Origin of the sequence: Lentilactobacillus hilgardii (genome assembly GCF_009832765.1) — a bacterium.
GTDB classification, from domain to species: domain Bacteria; phylum Bacillota; class Bacilli; order Lactobacillales; family Lactobacillaceae; genus Lentilactobacillus; species Lentilactobacillus hilgardii.
Map to the genome: position 1 here is coordinate 2,096,925 of NZ_CP047121.1, position 18,787 is coordinate 2,115,711.

Consider the following 18,787-nt stretch of genomic DNA (forward strand, 5'->3'; position numbering starts at 1 on the left):
GAAACAGCATAAATAAATATACCGAATAAATCGCGATTCGTCAAGGCATAAATTCAAAAAAATAGGATTAACGACTCACAAGGTACCGGGCTTGTTTCTGCATATAGACGATAGTGAAGCTAAAGCCGAACAACTAAGAATCATACGGCAAATTAATTCGGAAATAAAAGTGGTATACACGTTAAAAGTCAACTATCTAACATTAGTGTTTCGTCTTTTTGTTTTTCGATTTTTTTTGAATACAAAAAGAAAAAGTTTCAATAACCTCGCGTAAAGCAAGCCTATTGAAACTTTAACTTAAGTATACGGTCTATTCTTTTTCAGAGTTATCTTCTGGTCTCATAGTTGGGAAAAGAAGAACATCTCTAATAGATGGTGCATCTGTCAACAGCATAACCAAACGATCAATGCCGATCCCCAAACCACCTGTTGGCGGCATACCATACTCCAGAGCCTCAATATAATCTTCATCAATACCTTCAGCTTCGTCATTACCTTCTTGACGTTCTTTAACTTGAGCTTCGAAGCGCTGACGTTGATCAATTGGATCATTCAATTCAGTAAAGGCATTAGCAAATTCGTTTGTTAAAATATACAGTTCAAATCGATCAGTGAAACGTGGGTCTTCTGCATTTTTCTTTGCCAAAGGAGAAATTTCAACCGGATGACCATAAATGAAAGTTGGCTGTTCCAACTTAGGTTGAACAAGTTCCTCAAAGAATGCATTGATAATATGGCCTGTTTTCCACCATGGTTCGTAATGGATATGATGCTCATCAGCCAATTTCTTTGCAGCATCATCATCCATTGGCTTCCAGAAATCAATCCCAGTATACTCTTTAATTGCATCAACCATGTGTTGACGCTTAAATGGCTTATCCAGATCAATTGTATGACCCTGATAAGTAATCATCCCATCATCGGTTACAGTCTTGGCAGCGGCCTTAAAAATGCCCTCTGTTTCATCCATAACATCGTGGAAATCATAGTAGGCAACGTATGATTCAAGCATCGTGAATTCCGGATTATGTCTGGTATCCATTCCTTCATTTCGGAAAACACGACCAATCTCATACACACGCTCCATGCCACCAACGATTAATCGTTTCAGATGTAATTCAAGAGCGATTCTCAAGTACAAGTCAATGTTCAAAGCATTGTGATGGGTAATAAATGGACGAGCGTTGGCACCCCCCGCTTGATTATGCAGCACTGGCGTTTCAACTTCCAAATAATCATGAGAATCCAAATAATTACGAATGGCCGTAATGATATGGCTTCGTTTATGGAAGCGATCAAAGCTATCCTGGTTCGAAATCAAATCAAGATAACGTTGACGATATTTTTGTTCCTGGTCCTGAAGTCCATGCCACTTGTCCGGCAATGGTCTGAGTGCTTTTGAAAGGAAAGTAACGGATTCAGCTCGAACGGTTAACTCACCCATATCGGTTTTAATAATCTGTCCCGAAATACCTAGGTGATCGCCAATATCTGAGCGTTTGAAAATATGATAGATATCATCACCAACGATATCCTTGCGCACATAAATTTGAATTTTGCCTGTACGATCTTTTAAATCAGCAAAACCAACTTTACCTTTACCACGTTTTGCCATCATCCGTCCTGCAACAGTGACTTTCTTATTTAAATTCATCAAATCATCTTTGTCAGTATTGTCGAACTCGTCATGAAGCTGCGTAGCTAAATAGGTACGCTGAAACCGATGTCCAAAAGGATCGATTCCTTCCTTCCGCAACTCGTCCATCTTTTGCCGACGAACAATCATTTGATCATTCATTTCTTTATCTTTGGCCAATGTCAAACCTCCTACGATAATAAACTACTAATTATGATACCACAAAACGACTTCCTTTATTGGGCCATTTGTTGATGACGTGCCTGTCTTTGGGCATTCTTTTCCAAGAATTGATCAAAAATATCATCCATTGCCTGTTCACCATCTGCATTGACCAATGCAACCTTGGTCCTTGCAGAATGAGAAATACCTTTTAAGTAATAACCGGACTGCCCACGAAATTCGTGTGAACCAACGTGATCACCTTTAAGTTCTACAAGGCGATGCAGGTGTTCTTTTGCTGTTGCGATCTTTTTTTCAGGGGTCGGTTCCGGTAAAATATCTCCAGTTTCCAAATAATGTTCAACCTGACTGAGGACCCACGGATTTCCTTCAACAGCTCGTCCCATCATGACAGCATCAGCGCCCACATCCTCCAACATCTTTTTTGCATCCTGTGGGGTTCTGACATCCCCATTCCCCATAAAAGGAATGTGTAATTGACCAGCAACCTCTTTAAGAATATCCCAGTTTGCATGTCCCATATACATTTGTTTACGGGTCCGCCCATGCATTGCAAGAGCCGACGCACCGGCTCGCTCAGCAGCTAACGCATTTTCAACAGCGTAAATATGATCTTCATCCCAGCCCGTTCTCATCTTTACTGTCACCGGCTTTTTAACAGCATCTGTCACGTATGAGACCATTTCATATACTTTTTTAGGATCAAGCAGCCATCGTGCTCCAGCGTCGGTCTTAACAACCTTGTTGACAGGACATCCCATATTAATATCAATAATGTCAGCAGCCGTATTTTGATCAACAAATTTAGCAGCTTGTACCAAAGTTTCTTTCGTTCCGCCAAAAATTTGAATGCTCATTGGATGTTCTCTAGGGTCCACGAACATCATATCAAGCGTTTTTTTGTTTTTATACATAATACCGCGATCTGAAATCATTTCACAGACCACTAGCCCAGCACCAAACTCTTTACAAATAATTCTAAAAGCCGAGTTGGTTACACCTGCCATAGGTGCAACGACAACTTGGTTTGGAATTGTAATATCACCGATTTTCCATTCCATAACATTCACCTCAAAGCTCAATTCTCAATTTTCTTCAAAAGTCCGATAGCTATATTATCACATCTCGTCATAAATAAATAGTTCACAACCAATCAGAGAAATCATCTTTATGAAATTTGATTTGATAAAAAGCAACCAATGAGAGCGACTATTTTGATTGGCCTTTCTTTTGTTTTGCGACATCAATAATTGTCTTTAGTTCATCTTCATTATATCGATATTTTGATTGACAAAAGTTACAAGTAACGTTAACGCCTTTGTCCTCTGTCAACATTGTTTCCAATTGATCAACCGAAATACCGGAAAGATCCTTTGCAAATTTTTCTTTGGAGCAATCACAGTAAAACTCAACCGGCATCTGATCCAAAATGTGTAAATTACGCTTACCAAAAATCAAATCAAGAATCTCTTCCGGGGTTTGTCGATCCAACAATAATTCCGAAATCATCGGGATTTCCTTAATGCGATTAATGACTTTGGTGATTGCTTCATCACTTGCACCGGGAAGCGTTTGAATCAGATAACCGCCAGCCGCACCAATTGAATGATCCTCATTAACAAACACCGAAACGCCAACAGCTGAGGGAATCTGTTCGGATTGAGCTAGGTAGAATGTAAAGTCATCACCAATTTCACCAGAGGCTAAAGGTACACTGCTTGTATAAGGATCCTCATTTGCTGAAGCTCGAGTGACTTCCAAGAAACCATTAACGCCCACTGCCTTACTAACATCAATCCTATGATTGTCATTTAAAGGCAAATGAACATGAGGGTTTTGAATGTATCCTTTGACGTGACCTTTTGAATCACTATCGGCAACGATTCCGCCAACCGGGCCCTGCCCATTAATCTTAACCGTAATTGCTTCACCGCTTTTATCAACAGAAGCTGCCAACATAACGGATCCAATTAATGTTCTCCCTAATGCAGCCGATGACGCACTCCAGGTATCATGATCTTTTTGAGCTGTAGTCACAGTGTCTTTTGCATTAACTGCATAAGCACGAAACATGCCATCGGTTGTTGTTGCCTTTACCAAATAATCTTTCATAAACTATCTCTCCGTTCGTTCATAATAAAAACGAGTTTAGAGGCGAAATCGCCCTAAACTCATCTTTAATAAATCGTCTACTTACTATCATCATGATGATCATCCTGATTGGACTGATCACTATTTTGTTTTTGATCATTACTTGAAACATCATCGGGCTTTTCAGTCTTGTCGGAATCATTATTCGACTTGTTACTTTCGGATTGATCTTCGGAAGTTTCATTGCCTGTATGTTGTTTTTCAAGTTCAGCCTGACGTTCGGCCTCTTTACGTTCCAACTCACGTTTAGCTTCTTCAAAAGTTGCCGCACGTTCGCTAGGAAATTCACTTGTCTTTGAGTTTTCAGGCATTTCACCTGTATTCCAAAGAGATAGAATTTGCTTTTCGTCAAGTGTTTCATACTTCAACAATGCTTGAGCAATCAACTTATGCTTATCACGGTGTTCGCCAATAATCTTTTTAGCCGATGCATAAGCTTCGTTAGTCAATCGACGAATTTCTTCATCAACAGCAGCGGCAGTCTCTTGAGAATAACGAGGCCCATAAGTATCTTGAGCCGGGTTTTCAAGCTGCACATTGCCCAACCGTTCACTCATTCCATACTGGGTAACCATTGCCCGAGCAATATTAGTTGCTTGTTCAAAGTCGTTTGAAGCCCCAGAAGATTGAGAGTTAAAGACAAGTTCTTCAGCAGCACGACCACCCATCAAACCGGCAATCTGCTCCATTGCATCTCGCTTGGACATTAGTTGTTGATCCTCACGCGGTAGCATAATCGCATAACCGCCAGCTCGACCACGAGGCACAATCGTAACCTTGTGGACAACCCGAGCATCATTAAGAACCAAGCCAACAACTGTATGACCGGCTTCATGATAAGCAACCGTTTCCCGTTCTTCCTTCGAGATAACCCGATTTCGTTTAGCAGGACCGGCAATAACTCGATCTTCAGCCTCATCAATGTCACTAGCATCAATCTTGGTTTTGTTACGTCGAGCAGCCAATAGTGCAGCTTCGTTAAGCAGGTTAGCCAGATCGGCACCCACAAAACCAGGCGTTTGTTTGGCAATTTCGTGAAGATCAACATCGTTTGCAAATGGTTTATTCTTAGAATGAACCTTTAAGATTGCTTCACGCCCATTGATATCCGGACGTCCAACCAAAATCTTTCGATCAAAACGACCTGGACGGGTCAAAGCCGGATCCAAAACATCGGCACGGTTGGTAGCTGCAATGACAATGACACCTTCATTGCCACTAAATCCATCCATTTCAACCAGTAATTGGTTCAAAGTCTGCTCACGTTCATCGTGTCCGCCACCCATTCCGGCACCTCGACGACGACCGACAGCATCAATTTCATCAATAAAGATAATGGCAGGGGCAGCCTTCTTGGCTTGATCAAACAAGTCACGAACACGGCTGGCACCAACACCAACAAACATTTCAACGAAATCAGAACCGGAAATTGAATAGAATGGGACACCTGCTTCACCGGCAACCGCTTTAGCAAGCAATGTTTTACCTGTACCAGGAGGTCCCTCTAGTAAAACACCATGTGGAATAGTTGCACCCAGGGTTGTGAATTTACGCGGATCTTTCAAGAACTCAACAACTTCAACAAGTTCTTGCTTTTCCTCTTCCTCACCAGCAACATCTGAGAAGCGAACCTTGTTTTGCTTACTATCGGCTGGCTTGGCTTTGGATTTGCCAAAGTTCATCACTCTGCCGTTTCCACCGCCCTGACCGCCAGCACGGCCCATCATCATATAGAAGAACCAAACAAACAGTAACAGTGGCAAGACATAAACTAATAAGTTTACCCAAAAACCACTTGATTCTTCAGGCTTTGCATTCATCTTAATATCATTAGACTGCGCAGCCTTGGTGATTTCAGCAATTGAGGAGTTATTCTCAAGAACGGTTGTCGTGAATTTAGTGACATTCTTTGATTGGCTTTGATTGCCGCCAACCAAGAAACCACTATTCACTTTAGCCTTTTGACCTTGTCGATACTGGCCAGTGATCTTGTAAACACCGCCTGAAGGCTGAATTGAAAAGCTTTTTACTTTGTCACTCTTCAAGTCCTTAACAAATTGGCTTGATTGTACTTCCTGAGACTGTGTATTTGTACTACTTCCATTGAAAAAGTAGATAACACCCATTATCAGTAAGAAAATGACAATGTAAAATAGACTATTTTTAAAAAGCCCATTTTTATTTGAGTTCATCAACGTCCTCCTCAAAAAAATTATTCATGTTGATAGTCAAAATACTACCACAATTGACTATTTTTGACCATTAATTGTTTGTATAAATCTCTGGTTTTAAAACACCAATGTAAGGTAGGTTCCGATACTTTTCATCATAATCAAGACCATACCCGACCACAAACTCGTTTGGGACCTCAAAACCAATGAAATCCGAGTTTGCTTCCACTTGTCTGCCAGCAGGTTTATCAAGCAATGTACATACCTTAATAGAACGAGCACCACGCTTGGTTAAATTATCCATCAAGAATTTTAATGTCCGTCCAGTATCAACGATATCTTCAATGATCAAGACATCCCGACCGGAAACATCAGTCGAAATATCTGTCACAAGATCAACCTTTCCCGAAGATTGCGTCGTACCATGATAACTTGATACATCAATAAAATCAATTTCCATGTAAGTATCGGCCTGACGAACGATATCCGACATGAAAAAAGTGGCACCTTTTAATACCCCAATAACAACCGGCACCTTGTCAGCATAGACTTTTTGAATCTGCTTTCCAAGCCTTTTGCAGGCTTCGTCAATTTGCTCGGTACTATAAAGAACTTTTAAGATGTCGTTATTCATTGTCAATTCCTTTTCTTTCTGAAGTTGATTGTTTTTTGTCCTCGATCAAATAAAACACTTTTCCCAAATTTTCGGAAAAAAAGGCACTTTTCAAACCAGGGACCGCTAGGATTTCGTCTTGAGATGTCATCAAAACATTGGTATCTAAACGATCTTCTTGCGGAATTTTTGCATTAATCAAGACGCGACTCACTTTTTGATGACCACCATTTTTCAGTCTCAGTCGATCCCCATTACGCCAATGCCGGATAATTAATGGAAAATCTTTTTCTGATAAATGGAATGTGGTGATCTTATAATTCCCCAAAATTTTCGTTGTAAAAACACCAAACCTTGATCCGTCCTTTAACGAATACCATCGGTCTAATATTACCATAAATTGCTCGTCATTTTTAGGTTTTATAACATGATTGTCGACTTTTTTTACAATCGTTAATTTTTGATAGCTCTTTATAAATAACCACCCGTTCGGTAAAGAAAGTGTCCCTTGCGGCTTTGCGGTATTTGTCATTAATCGATGGATTTCCTCGAATTGATTTAGCGGTATATTTTGAATCTTTAGTTTTTTTTCAATCAAAAATTTAACCAGGCTTATCTGAACATCATCTGAATAAGATGTCATTAATTTTCTGCTCAAAGTGAGCTGACGCCCTGGCTTGAACGAAGAAAGAATTTCCTCTGCAGTTGGTCGCATCAATTCTTGATTAACCTCAATTAATGTTTTCAACTGCTTTGAATAGTCCACAAAGTGTTTAAGCATCCGAGGATTTTCTTGCTTCATTTTGGGCACGATTTGATGTCGAAACCGATTTCTTTGAATGGTCAGATCCCGATTTGTCTCATCCTCAAACCATTTGATATGCACTGAGGATGCAAATTGATGAATCTCTTTTTTACTGAAGTGAAGTAACGGTCGAACAACACTTCCAAATGAAGTTGGCCGTTGTTCAGCAATCCCGATTAATGACTCAATTTGTCCACCACGAACCAATTTCATTAACATTGTCTCTGCTAAATCATCTCCGTGATGCGCTGTTAATAAGACCGTTGCTTGATTTTCTTTCAAAACGCGTCGAAAAAAACGATAACGAAACTCGCGCGCGGCTGCCTCAATTCCGTGTTGGGGATGTTGCTTACGATTCCATACTGCTTGAACAAGCTTTAGGTGATGATCAGAACAATATTGTTGAATAAAGACCGTTTCCCGTTTGCTTTGTTCCCGTAAGCAATGATCAACATAAGCCACAATGATCTGTGGTGAACATTGATCCAAATGTTCCAATAGATAAAGAAGCGTCATTGAATCAATCCCCGTCGAAACCGCAACCACAACAGGTTGATCAGTCTTCCACCAATTATTTTGAAGAACCATTTGGTTGAATTTTTGCTGTAAACTCACTGGTTTATAATAACCTTTCTTGTAGGACACAGAACTTATCAATTCAAAATAAAAAGCCGAACTCAAAACCAATTTTGGTCTTGCTCCAGCTTTTCAACTATTAAAAATCAATCACTCATTTTAACTTCGACGACCACCACGACCGCCACGCTTACCCTCCGTGTTTTTACGAAGCGTAGCAAGACGATCCTCGCTTTGTTTAAGAAAGCCCGACATCAAATCATCAAAGCTTTCTGGATGACTTCCAGAATGATTACCGCGATTACTGCTAGAATGGTTGCCTCTGGAATGATGACCGTGGTTCTCATGATAATCATGAGAATTTTCATGCTCATGTTCATTGTGGTGTGAATAATTGCCATGACTTGATTCGTGATCCCCCTCATGGCTTGACGAATCCGTTGCTTTTCGAATTGAAAGACTAATTTTATTATTTCCTTCAATTTTCAAAACTTTGACGGTCACTTCATCGCCAACTTTCAAAACATCATGAATATCTTTAACAAATCCGTCAGAAACTTCGCTGATATGAACTAGGCCAGTTCGATGATCACCTAAATCAATAAATGCACCAAAATTTGTAATTCCGGAAACTTTACCGTTAACTTTTTCCCCAACTTCAATTGCCATTAAAAAAATTGTTCCTCCTATTAGTTCTAAGTACAACTAGTATAGCATATATAGTTTTACAACGGGAAAACAAATTAAAGATTAATGAAGTTTACCTTAATTCTGTTTTATTTCCCTAATATAAGTAAAACACAACTTTTCTTTTCCAGCGAGAATTTTGGTACAAAAAAGTTGGGGTATAACGATCAATCAACCCCAGCTTTTTTCATATCTTATTCAATAATCAATTTTATTTGACTTATTCGTTTCCGTTATTAACATCTTTAGGCGCCTGGTTCGGGAAACTGTAGACAGTTTCACCGGGTTTGGTATAGTAATACCGATCACGGATAAGCTGTTCAACATAATCTTTATCATTAAGTTGTGAAACCCGCGCAGTTAACCGTTTATGATTAACCTGCTCTTTTTTTACCTTTTGCTTTTGCTTGGAAATTTGAACATTGACAGCCGCATAGTTAACCTTTGCCCTCACAATTTGAACAGCAAAGATTAATGCAAAAATCATAAAGACAGAAAAGATGATACAGGCCCGCTTTCTTCGTCGACGACGAACAGAAAGAGACGCTTTCGTTGTCTGAAACTCAAGCTCGCGTTTTCTAGTATAATCATTTTCTAATTTTTTGATTTTCTGCTGTTGTTGCACCATGTTCAATCCCCCTGAATTAAAACACTTTCTAATTTTAAATTATAACAACAAAAGCGCGTTTGTCTATACAATTCAAGGGTTCTTAATAAATTTATTTATTCGTTTCTAAAATCATGCTCATAATCTTCCGAAACAATCTCGTACATTTTTTGAGCATCATCTTTCTTAGTTGTGTCTAAAAGCGCTTTTACCAAGATCGTCAGCGTCTTATTTCCAAACTTAATCACAATTGTGTCATTTGTACTGACATCCGAAGAAGATTTTGCAATTCGATCATTAATCGTAATACGTCCCTTATCGGCAATTTCTTTTGCCACAGAGCGTCGCTTGATAATCCTGGAAACTTTTAAAAACTTATCAATTCTCATTTTTTCACCTTTTAACCTATCTTAATTTAATCCTTCTCATCAATTTACTAAGCAGTGGAATGGCAAACCATTCTCGTATCGAGAAAACTTTTAATCGTTTACAACCATAGAAAAACATCGCAATGCCTATTGGAATACAAATGACAACCACTATTAATGATTGCAAGCGACCAGGTGCAAACAATCCGATATTGTCAACAAGCCGACTTAATCCTCCAACAACTATCATCATAGCCAATAAAACGCTGGTCAACTTTATTAGCTGAACGCCATCAATTAAATGTGATAAATACCGGGAAGCTATCAACTTCATTAAAAAGATCATGACAATCAGTCCGATTAATGTTGCAGCACTAGCCCCAATGATTCCAAAGGTCGCAACCAGCCATTTATTAATGATAAGTTTAACAACAAAGCCGCAAGTAATTGCAAGCATTGTTGGTGCATAATAGCCGCGTGCTTGAAGTACCATATTGTACGTTAAAATAATAGTTGTCAGTACAATGCTGAAGCAATACACAGCAATCGTCAAATTTAACTGGGCTGTCGAAAAAAGCAGCCCGTTAATATCAGGCATCAGCACAAATAATCCCGCACTCATCGCCATCGATATTGCTAGATTTACTCGTACATTAGTCTTTGACAGATGTAAAAAAGTAACATCCTGTTTTCTGACATTTGCCAACGATAAACTTGGCAGCGCCGCTGTAATTGATGCAGTTGTCACAACCATTCCCAATTGAACCAACGTCTGGGAACGATCATAAATGCCCTTAATATTTTGTGCTTCGACAAAAGAAAGACCGAAGTCCCGGAGACCGGAAACAACCGAAAATGAATCTACTAATTGAAGCAGCAGCATCACTGCGGAAACCAAGCACAGCGTCCCACCTTCAAACAATATTTTTGTAAAAAGTCGCCGGTAAACCTGTCGATGACTCGATTTGGGCAGGCGTGCCCTGACAACATGATAGTATACTGACACTAACGCACACAGCCCCGCAATCGGAGCAGACAGCATCGCCAGAGTTCCAATAGTATATGGATCTGCAAAGTGTCGAACAGCCCAACCGGCTGATACCAAAATGAAAGTCACGCGTACGACTTGCTCAATAACCTGTGAATAAGCAGTGGGCCGCATATCCATTTGGCCTTGAAAATAACCACGCCAGGTAGATAAAAACGGTCCTAAAAGAAACATCCAGCTAACCGCCCTTATGACCGGTGCCAGCCGACTATCACTCATCGCTTGTGCAATAAAACCGGATCCAAATTGAAGGAGTAAAAAGAAACCGACTGATAAGAAGGTCACAATCACTTGAATTCGATAAACCAAGGCAATCCGGTCTTCTGGATTCTTAACGTCAACAACCAACTTTGAAATAAATAACGGCAGTCCAGTAAGTGCCACCGTCATGCCAATTCCATAAATTGGATAAATTTGCTGATAGACATAAAAGCCAACATTTCCAACCATATTTTGAAACGGCACCCGATAAACAGCGCTTAAAAACTTTGCAACAAACGATGCAATCGTTAGCAAAAAAGTCCCTGCTAAAACTTGTTTTCGCCGTGAATTATTTGTCATTTGAGGTTACCTTATTGGCCTGATGCTTCTTTCTTGTATTCGTCAATGATTTACTTAATGCAATAATTTGGTCCAACCAATCTTTCATATTGGGCTGAACAGTCAACACAACTTGATACTTATTGTCCGCACTATTAATGGTTGCTCGAAATTTGGTCTGCGCAATTGCAGCCAACAATTCCTTACTGGTAAATTCTTCACTTGCCTGTTTAGCAAATGTAAGTGTTACCCTCGGCCCGTCCTGATGAACTTTTTCAATCATTGCTTTATCAGCGTACATTTTCATTTCGGAAATTTTTAACAAATTAGCAACCGGCTCATTATAATCGCCAAAACGATCAATCAGATCATCCGTTACTTCGTTTAGCTGATCTTGATTTTCAATTTGACGGATTCTTTTATAAATTTCAATTTTCTGTTGACTATCCTGAATATAATCACTTGGCAAATAAGCCTCAAGATCAAGTTCGACTGTGGCATCCGTTTTAAAGACTACGTTTTTGCCACGTTTTTTCGAAACGGCATCGGATAACATTTGCGTATACAAATCATACCCCACCGAATCCACAAAACCCGACTGCTGTTTACCTAAAAGATTCCCGGCACCTCGAATTGAAAGATCCCGCATTGCAATTTTAAAACCGGATCCCAGCTCAGTAAAATCACGAATGGCTTCCAAACGTTTCTCACCAATTTCGGTTAAAACCTTATTTGGCTGATACATAAAATAGGCATACGCTACCCGGCTGCTTCGGCCAATTCGTCCTCTTAATTGATAAAGTTGGGAAAGGCCCATATGATCGGCATTCTCTACAAACAATGTATTCACATTGGGAATATCGACTCCCGTTTCAATAATAGTGGTTGTCACCAGGACATCGTATTCACCATTGACAAAATCATATAAAATATCTTCCATTTGGTTTTCAGTCATTTGTCCATGAATGTACGCAATTCTCGCATCTGGGACCAATTCACTTAATTGAGAAACCGTTTTTTCAATATCCGCTACCCGATTATGCAAATAAAACACTTGGCCGCCACGAGCCATTTCCCGTTCAATCGCTTCACGGATGGTCCCGGCATTTTGCTCAATCACATAGGTTTGAATAGGGTAACGATTCGAAGGTGGTGTCTCAATCACAGACAAATCTCGAACACCCATCATCGACATATTCAACGTCCGTGGAATTGGCGTAGCCGTCAACGTCAATACATCAACATCCGTACGCATTTCCTTGATTCGCTCTTTATGCTTAACACCAAATCGTTGTTCTTCGTCAATAATCAGTAAACCAAGGTTACTGAATTTAACATCCTTTGACAAAAGCCGATGAGTTCCGACAACCACATCAACAGTCCCTTTTTTCAAGCCTTCCAAAGTTTCCTTAATTTGAGCAGTCGTTTGAAATCTGGAAAGAACCCTCACTTCGATTGGATAATCACTAAATCTCTCAAGCATCGTTTCATAATGCTGCTGTGCCAAAATAGTTGTTGGTACAAGAAAGGCAACCTGTTTACCGACCCCGACTGCCTTAAAAGCTGCTCGCAAAGCCACTTCGGTTTTACCATATCCAACATCGCCGACCAACAATCTGTCCATTGGTTTATTGTGCTCCATATCATGCTTGATTTCATCGGCACTCCGCAATTGATCCGGCGTTTCCGTATATGGAAAACGTGCTTCAAATTCATTTTGTAGGGAATCGTCAGGTGGATAAGCGTAGCCCTTTTCTGCATCCCGTTTTGCATACAATTCAATCAGATCATCAGCGATATCTTCGATCTTTGATGCAACCTTACGTTTCGTTTTCTGCCATTCACTGCCACCAAGTTTATTAATCCTCGGCTTCTTATCTTCAGAAGAAACGTATTTTTGAATCATATTCAACTGAGTGACAGGGATAAAAAGTTTGGCACTGTCCCGATAAGAAATTGTCAGGTAGTCCTGATGCTTGCCATCAACCTCCATCGTTTTCATGCCTTCATAACGGCCAATACCGTGGTTGACGTGGACAACGTAATCGCCAGGCTTTAAATCAGTGTAACTTTTAATCCGTTCTGCGTTATTGAAGGTTGTTTGTCGCGGACGTTTTTTAACAATCGTTCCAAACATTTCCTTTTCGGTAATCACAACCAATCCCGCAATCGGGAGTTCAAACCCATTCTCTAAATTGCCGTGAACCAGTTGAACCTGGTGTAACAAAATAGCCGACATCTCGGTTTGTGTAGCTGCAATTTCAAAATCAGAAAGTGTTTGCGCCACTTTTTGCATTCGATTTTGATCCTGAACCATAATAATAACAGACTGTTTTTGCTTCTGCCATCTCCCAATCTCAGTTCGAAGCATCGGCATTTGTGAAAAGAATTGCTGCATCGGTCGCACGGTAATATCAACAATTGCATCTAACCGCATTCTCCCGAGGCCCTTTTGAAAAAGTGAGAGAATAAGCGTTGCCTTTTTGTTTACTTTAAAAATCTTTTTAAAATCATTGGTATAATTCGTCGATGGCAATAATTCATGATTTTTAATTTTATCGGTCAGCCAAACATCGTCATCACTTTCCAGTTGGCGTTGAGAATCCGTTATTCTCGAATAGTCGTCAAAAACCACAACACCGTCATCTGACAAGTAATCCAGCAGCGAGTTTGACTGATCATAAAATAAATTAGCGAACAATAACCATTTAGGATCATTTAACCCATTTTCAAGATCCATAATTTGAGGCTCAATAGCATTATTGATTTTTTTGGCAGACTCATCATCCAGCTTTGCTTTTTCAGATGCTAATTGGTCTTTTAACTCACCAGCGACCCTTTGCCTTTGCTGATCGGTGATCAGTAAATCAGTTGCAGGAAGTATCTGGATGGTATCAATTGTTTTTATGCTACGTTGATTTGAAACATCAAAGAGTCGCATGGAATCAACTTCAGTGTCAAAGAAATCAATTCGTACCGGATCCTGGTTATTTAAGGGAAATACGTCCAAAATTGACCCACGAATTGAAAAATCTCCCGGTGCAGCCACCAACTTCTGAAACGTGTAGCCCATTTGGTGTAGCTTCAGCTTTAACTTTTCCAAATCATATTCCGAATCCATATCAATTGTTAGCTCGGCATCTGAAAATTGATCAGGCGACGGCAGCAATCGCTTTAATCCGGAAACAGACGTTACGATAACTGCTGGTTCGCCACTGATCAGCTTATTCAGTGCGAGAACCCGTTGTGCTTTATATTCCGGAGAACTTGTTGCAAGCTCGGCTGCACCCATTTCTTCAACCGGAAATTCAAAGATTTGATCATCTTCCAGCAAATTAGAAAAGTCACTGACCAGTTGATCTGCATGAAATAACGTATCAACAACCATCACTACCGGTCGCGTCGTTGTCTTAAGCAGGTTATCAATCAAGAGTGTCCGAGCTGAACCGCTAATGCCTGTGATCAACTGTCGACTATCAACTTTGAGATTTGATGCAATCTGGGTAAACTGAGGCATTTTAGTAAGTAATTGATCGAATTGCAAAGTTATCGTCCTTTCACTAATTGTAACGATTCTCCAATTCAGGAATGGTCACATCGTCAAGCCAATCTTCAAGTGCATTGACAGCATTGTCAGTCGCAATTTTAAATTCCGGAAGTTGTGATTTCGAAAAACGGCCTAAAACGTAATTCACAACAGTATTGTTCTTGTCGGGGTGCGCAATGCCAACTCGAATCCTTGAAAAATGTTCAGTCCCCAAATTATTGATAAGACTTTTAATACCATTATGCCCACCGGCAGAACCTTTATCTTTGATTCGAATTTTTCCGATCGGCAGGTCCATATCGTCATGAACAACAATGACATCTTTATTTTCAATTTCAAAATAGCTCATTAGCGGTTTAACAGCGATTCCCGAATCATTCATAAAAGTTGTTGGTTCAACGACCAAAACTTTTTGACCATTCACGAATGCGGATCCCATTTTAGCATTCATCTTTCTGGTTTTAATACTAATGCCATGTTTTTTGGCAAACTCTTCAACCACCATAAAACCGGTGTTATGCCTGGTACCATCATACTGTGGTCCAATGTTACCTAAACCAACAATCATTTTCATTACTATCATTATCCTCACATTCTTACAACACAAAAGGCTGAACCAGTTAGTTCAGCAGTTGTTGACATTAAATTATCAAGTCAGATTGAGCTTCAAATTAAGCCTGTAGCATAAATTATAGCATAATTGTCGTTACGTGAGGGAAGTTGTGAAACAGGTTAATCTGTTCTGCTTTTTGACAACCTGCCCCATTTTTTAGCAGCAGAAAGGTTTTTTTCTTGTTAGAAACGATAAATGAGGTAAACCACCATGCAAGACAGGTCTTTCATCAAATTGGTCTAGATACCAATTGAGCAAGCTTTGTATATCCTTGCAACGCCATTCATCACCCTCTAATCAAATTATTATAAAGTAATTTGTGAAAATCAAAACTACCATGTGGTATAATTAAAAGCGATAAAAAATGATTAGGAGATGATTATTTTGGCTTTAGAACGTCAAAAAGTTGCGTTAATCGGTGACGGTGCAGTTGGTTCTTCCTATGCATACGCCATGATGCAACAAGGTCTTGCAGAAGAATTTGTCATTGTAGATGTTGTGAAGGAACGAACTGTTGGTGATGCATTGGATCTTGAAGATGCTCAAGTATTTACTTCACCAAAACACGTCTACTCTGGTGACTATGAAGACTGTCATGATGCTGACTTAGCTATTATTACCGCAGGTGCACCTCAAAAACCCGGTGAAACCCGTCTTGACTTGGTTAATAAGAACCTGAAAATTATGCAGGCAATTATTAAACCGTTAGTTGCTTCAGGCTTCAAAGGTGTTATCGTGGTTGCCGCTAACCCAGTTGATATCTTAACCTACGCTGCTCAAAAGTTCTCAGGATTCCCTAAGAACAAAGTGTTTGGTAGTGGGACATCATTAGATTCAGCTCGACTCCGAGTGGCTCTCAGCAAGAAGTTAAACATTAGTTCACAATCCGTTGACGCTTATATTTTAGGTGAACATGGTGATTCTGAATTTGCTGCATACTCCGCTGCACGTGTCGGTGGTGAACCATTCTTAGACGTTGCAAAACGTACCGGCTTGTCAGATGATGATTTGGCAACTATTGAAGATCAAGTACGTCATAAAGCATACGAAATCATTAACCGAAAAGGGGCAACCTTTTATGGAGTTGCCACTTGCTTGATGAGAATTTCACGTGCAATTTTGCGTGATGAAAATGCCATCTTACCTGTTGGCGCACCAATGAACGGTGAATATGGCTTAAATGATGTTTATATCGGCAGTCCAGCTGTTATTAACGGTTCAGGCATCGAAAAAGTGATCGAAGTACCTCTTAACGATAAGGAAAAGGCTGCAATGAAGGCCTCTGCAGAAACACTCCAAAAGACAACTAAAGATGGTATGGATCAACTTTAATACGTTTTTGGATTAAGAGTTGAGGTTGGGATAAAAGACATTTTGCCCAACCTCTTTTTTGCTGCCATCTTTATTTGTGACCATAATTAACCTCATTCTTGTCTAATAACCAAATGGTATTTTGGTTAGCAATTAATGAGAATTTATCATTTTTATTAGTACTGTTCTGAATGCGGCTATGGTATCATAATCATATACAGCTTAAGTTGGAGGAATTAAAAAATGCTATTAAAAACACTTGTTAAGCCTAAAGAACGTCTAGTTACCGTTAAAGAGGACGCCACTCTTGAGGAAGCCCTAAAAGTCCTTGAGGATTCAGGCTATCGTTGTGTGCCAATTCTTGATGAAACAGGTTCTATTTTCCGGGGAAATATCTACAAAATGCACATTTATCGTCACAAATCTCGTGGTGGTGACATGTCATTGCCCGTTACCACACTCTTAAAAAATGCAACCAAATTTGTTAACGTCAATTCTGCGTTCTTCCAAGTGTTCTTTTCCATTAAGGACTTGCCTTATATTGCAGTCCTTGATGCTCAAAACCATTTCTATGGTATTTTAACCCATACCCGATTGCTAGACATGCTGTCACAATCTTGGAATGTTAATATCGGTAGCTATGTTCTGACCGTTGTTTCAAGTGGCGAACGCGGTGACCTTGAAGAAATTGCAAAAATCATCACAAAATATACTAATATTGCAAGTGTTATTTCTTTGGATGCTCAAGAGGGTGAACTCGTTCATCGAATTATGTTTACTTTACCCGCGGAGGTTGACCAAGATCGCCTTAACCGAATTATTGCAGCTTTGGAACGAAAAGAATTTCGTGTGCCGGAAGTTGAGAATCTAAAAGAAGAAAATAAATAATCTTCGCTAAATATGACCATCAATAAAATCGCCTTCATGCTATCAGTTACAATAGTAACTATCATGAAGGCGATTTTATTGTTCCATTTACTTCTAATTCATTATTCTTAATTAATTTCAAAATTTATGACAAATAAAGAACAGCTATTTTAGTTTAAAAGCCAAATAAATTGCTGCCTCTATATATACTTTTCATACATCTCGTTGAAAGTTTATCTAATAATCCAAGCAGAGATATAAACCATCGCGTTTTTCTCATTTTCCCTAGTAACATTCAATGATTCTTGAATGTTGCTATATGTATTCTGGTCTTTCACGCGTTTTTGCCTAATCCCAAACTAATTCGAATTGCCTTATCTACTTTAGCCATCGTCGAATTATTTAAATGGGTAACCTTATCTTTTAATCGTTGCTTATCAATCGTTCTAATCTGTTCCAATAAGATAACCGAGTCTCTTTCAATGCCATTATTGGCAGATATTCCGACATGAGTTGGCATCTTAGGTTTCGAGATTCTCGCGGTTATGGCAGCGACAATGACAGTTGGACTGTAATGATTGCCAATGTCATTCTGAATAATTAATACAGGCCTCATTCCACCTTGTTCAGAACCGACAACGGGTGATAGATCAGCGTAGAAAATGTCTCCACGTTTAAAAATAACGTCAGTCACCCTCACACCTCCCATCATCGCATCATGTTAATTTATTTAATAAAAATTCCGTAATCTCCGTCGATACTGTGCTAAATGAACGTCAGCATCTTCTTCGCAACACGAAAAATCATGGCTGATTTCACGATTCAGAGTTGCCATTTCACGATATCCGTTCATTAATCCACTAATTACTTTAGGATCATCAAAAAAATAGTTGATTGCAATTTCAACCGCTGCACTTTCTGAAATACCAACGTTTGTACAGAACTGATCCAATCTATCTGCAACCTGATCGTTGATCATAACTGAAAATTGCTTGTGATTAGTTGCCTTTTCCATCGTAATATCCCCTATTTTCCAAGATTACTTTACCTTCTAATATACCATG

At 39.5% G+C, this 18,787-nt stretch carries 16 protein-coding genes; 2 read left to right on the forward strand and 14 right to left on the reverse strand.

Features of this window, described 5'->3' with window-relative positions; genetic code table 11:
- Window positions 1-310 precede the first annotated feature (310 nt).
- From lysS to pth, 12 genes are all read right to left on the reverse strand, one after another.
- Entirely contained in the window at window positions 311-1,816 is a 1,506-nt protein-coding gene (gene lysS / locus GQR93_RS09985) for a lysine--tRNA ligase (RefSeq protein ID WP_003555024.1), read from the reverse strand.
- A gap of 56 nt (window positions 1,817-1,872) precedes the next feature.
- A complete protein-coding gene (dusB, locus tag GQR93_RS09990; protein ID WP_003555022.1) occupies window positions 1,873-2,880 on the reverse strand; it encodes a tRNA dihydrouridine synthase DusB in 1,008 nt (335 codons plus the stop codon).
- A gap of 148 nt (window positions 2,881-3,028) precedes the next feature.
- On the reverse strand, window positions 3,029-3,931 hold the full coding sequence (hslO, locus tag GQR93_RS09995; RefSeq protein WP_003555020.1) for an Hsp33 family molecular chaperone HslO: 903 nt from the start codon (window positions 3,929-3,931) through the stop codon (window positions 3,029-3,031).
- A 77-nt stretch (window positions 3,932-4,008) separates the two neighbouring features.
- Entirely contained in the window at window positions 4,009-6,162 is a 2,154-nt protein-coding gene (gene ftsH, locus GQR93_RS10000; protein WP_003555018.1) for an ATP-dependent zinc metalloprotease FtsH, read from the reverse strand.
- A gap of 70 nt (window positions 6,163-6,232) precedes the next feature.
- Window positions 6,233-6,775 (reverse strand): hypoxanthine phosphoribosyltransferase, encoded by a 543-nt coding sequence (gene hpt, locus GQR93_RS10005; protein ID WP_003555016.1) that lies wholly within the window; start codon window positions 6,773-6,775, stop codon window positions 6,233-6,235.
- Window positions 6,768-8,174, reverse strand: coding sequence for a tRNA lysidine(34) synthetase TilS (tilS, locus tag GQR93_RS10010; RefSeq protein ID WP_225442030.1), 1,407 nt, complete (start codon window positions 8,172-8,174; stop codon window positions 6,768-6,770). Before tilS ends, hpt begins: the two co-directional genes overlap by 8 nt.
- A 120-nt stretch (window positions 8,175-8,294) precedes the next feature.
- Window positions 8,295-8,804: a S1 domain-containing RNA-binding protein gene (locus GQR93_RS10015; RefSeq protein ID WP_003555012.1), complete on the reverse strand. Its 510-nt coding sequence runs from the start codon at window positions 8,802-8,804 to the stop codon at window positions 8,295-8,297.
- A 238-nt stretch (window positions 8,805-9,042) separates the two neighbouring features.
- A complete protein-coding gene (locus GQR93_RS10020) occupies window positions 9,043-9,450 on the reverse strand; it encodes an FtsB family cell division protein (protein WP_003555010.1) in 408 nt (135 codons plus the stop codon).
- 95 nt (window positions 9,451-9,545) lie between these two features.
- A complete protein-coding gene (locus tag GQR93_RS10025; protein ID WP_003555008.1) occupies window positions 9,546-9,818 on the reverse strand; it encodes an RNA-binding S4 domain-containing protein in 273 nt (90 codons plus the stop codon).
- Between the two features lie 16 nt (window positions 9,819-9,834).
- Entirely contained in the window at window positions 9,835-11,406 is a 1,572-nt protein-coding gene (locus tag GQR93_RS10030; RefSeq protein WP_003555006.1) for a putative polysaccharide biosynthesis protein, read from the reverse strand.
- Window positions 11,396-14,929, reverse strand: coding sequence for a transcription-repair coupling factor (gene mfd / locus GQR93_RS10035; RefSeq protein WP_404808292.1), 3,534 nt, complete (start codon window positions 14,927-14,929; stop codon window positions 11,396-11,398). Before mfd ends, GQR93_RS10030 begins: the two co-directional genes overlap by 11 nt.
- Window positions 14,930-14,945: 16 nt before the next feature.
- Window positions 14,946-15,506 (reverse strand): aminoacyl-tRNA hydrolase, encoded by a 561-nt coding sequence (pth, locus tag GQR93_RS10040; protein ID WP_035444907.1) that lies wholly within the window; start codon window positions 15,504-15,506, stop codon window positions 14,946-14,948.
- 414 nt (window positions 15,507-15,920) lie between these two features.
- On the opposite strand from pth, the gene GQR93_RS10045 reads away from it, so the two are divergent.
- Together GQR93_RS10045 and cbpA are read left to right on the forward strand one after the other, a co-directional pair.
- Window positions 15,921-16,877: an L-lactate dehydrogenase gene (locus tag GQR93_RS10045; RefSeq protein WP_003555002.1), complete on the forward strand. Its 957-nt coding sequence runs from the start codon at window positions 15,921-15,923 to the stop codon at window positions 16,875-16,877.
- Between the two features lie 222 nt (window positions 16,878-17,099).
- The gene (cbpA, locus tag GQR93_RS10050; RefSeq protein WP_003555001.1) at window positions 17,100-17,744 is read left to right on the forward strand and encodes a cyclic di-AMP binding protein CbpA; all 645 of its coding nucleotides are present in this window, start codon (window positions 17,100-17,102) and stop codon (window positions 17,742-17,744) included.
- A gap of 313 nt (window positions 17,745-18,057) precedes the next feature.
- On the opposite strand, the gene GQR93_RS10055 is transcribed toward cbpA, so the two are convergent.
- Window positions 18,058-18,435, reverse strand: coding sequence for a type II toxin-antitoxin system PemK/MazF family toxin (locus GQR93_RS10055; RefSeq protein ID WP_003555000.1), 378 nt, complete (start codon window positions 18,433-18,435; stop codon window positions 18,058-18,060).
- Between the two features lie 18 nt (window positions 18,436-18,453).
- Window positions 18,454-18,738, reverse strand: a complete 285-nt coding sequence (locus GQR93_RS10060) for a hypothetical protein (protein ID WP_003554999.1) — start codon at window positions 18,736-18,738, stop codon at window positions 18,454-18,456.
- Window positions 18,739-18,787: the final 49 nt, after the last annotated feature.

Excerpts from the sequence above, each read along its gene's own strand:
- dusB (WP_003555022.1), bottom strand. The coding sequence starts at position 2,880 with ATGGAATGGAAAATCGGTGATATTACAATTCCAAACCAAGTTGTCGTT.
- hslO (WP_003555020.1), bottom strand. The coding sequence starts at position 3,931 with ATGAAAGATTATTTGGTAAAGGCAACAACAACCGATGGCATGTTTCGT.
- ftsH (WP_003555018.1), bottom strand. The coding sequence starts at position 6,162 with ATGAACTCAAATAAAAATGGGCTTTTTAAAAATAGTCTATTTTACATT.
- hpt (WP_003555016.1), bottom strand. The coding sequence starts at position 6,775 with ATGAATAACGACATCTTAAAAGTTCTTTATAGTACCGAGCAAATTGAC.
- GQR93_RS10015 (WP_003555012.1), bottom strand. The coding sequence starts at position 8,804 with ATGGCAATTGAAGTTGGGGAAAAAGTTAACGGTAAAGTTTCCGGAATT.
- GQR93_RS10020 (WP_003555010.1), bottom strand. The coding sequence starts at position 9,450 with ATGGTGCAACAACAGCAGAAAATCAAAAAATTAGAAAATGATTATACT.
- GQR93_RS10025 (WP_003555008.1), bottom strand. The coding sequence starts at position 9,818 with ATGAGAATTGATAAGTTTTTAAAAGTTTCCAGGATTATCAAGCGACGC.
- GQR93_RS10030 (WP_003555006.1), bottom strand. The coding sequence starts at position 11,406 with ATGACAAATAATTCACGGCGAAAACAAGTTTTAGCAGGGACTTTTTTG.
- pth (WP_035444907.1), bottom strand. The coding sequence starts at position 15,506 with ATGAAAATGATTGTTGGTTTAGGTAACATTGGACCACAGTATGATGGT.
- GQR93_RS10045 (WP_003555002.1), top strand. The coding sequence starts at position 15,921 with ATGATTATTTTGGCTTTAGAACGTCAAAAAGTTGCGTTAATCGGTGAC.
- cbpA (WP_003555001.1), top strand. The coding sequence starts at position 17,100 with ATGCTATTAAAAACACTTGTTAAGCCTAAAGAACGTCTAGTTACCGTT.
- GQR93_RS10055 (WP_003555000.1), bottom strand. The coding sequence starts at position 18,435 with ATGATGGGAGGTGTGAGGGTGACTGACGTTATTTTTAAACGTGGAGAC.
- GQR93_RS10060 (WP_003554999.1), bottom strand. The coding sequence starts at position 18,738 with ATGGAAAAGGCAACTAATCACAAGCAATTTTCAGTTATGATCAACGAT.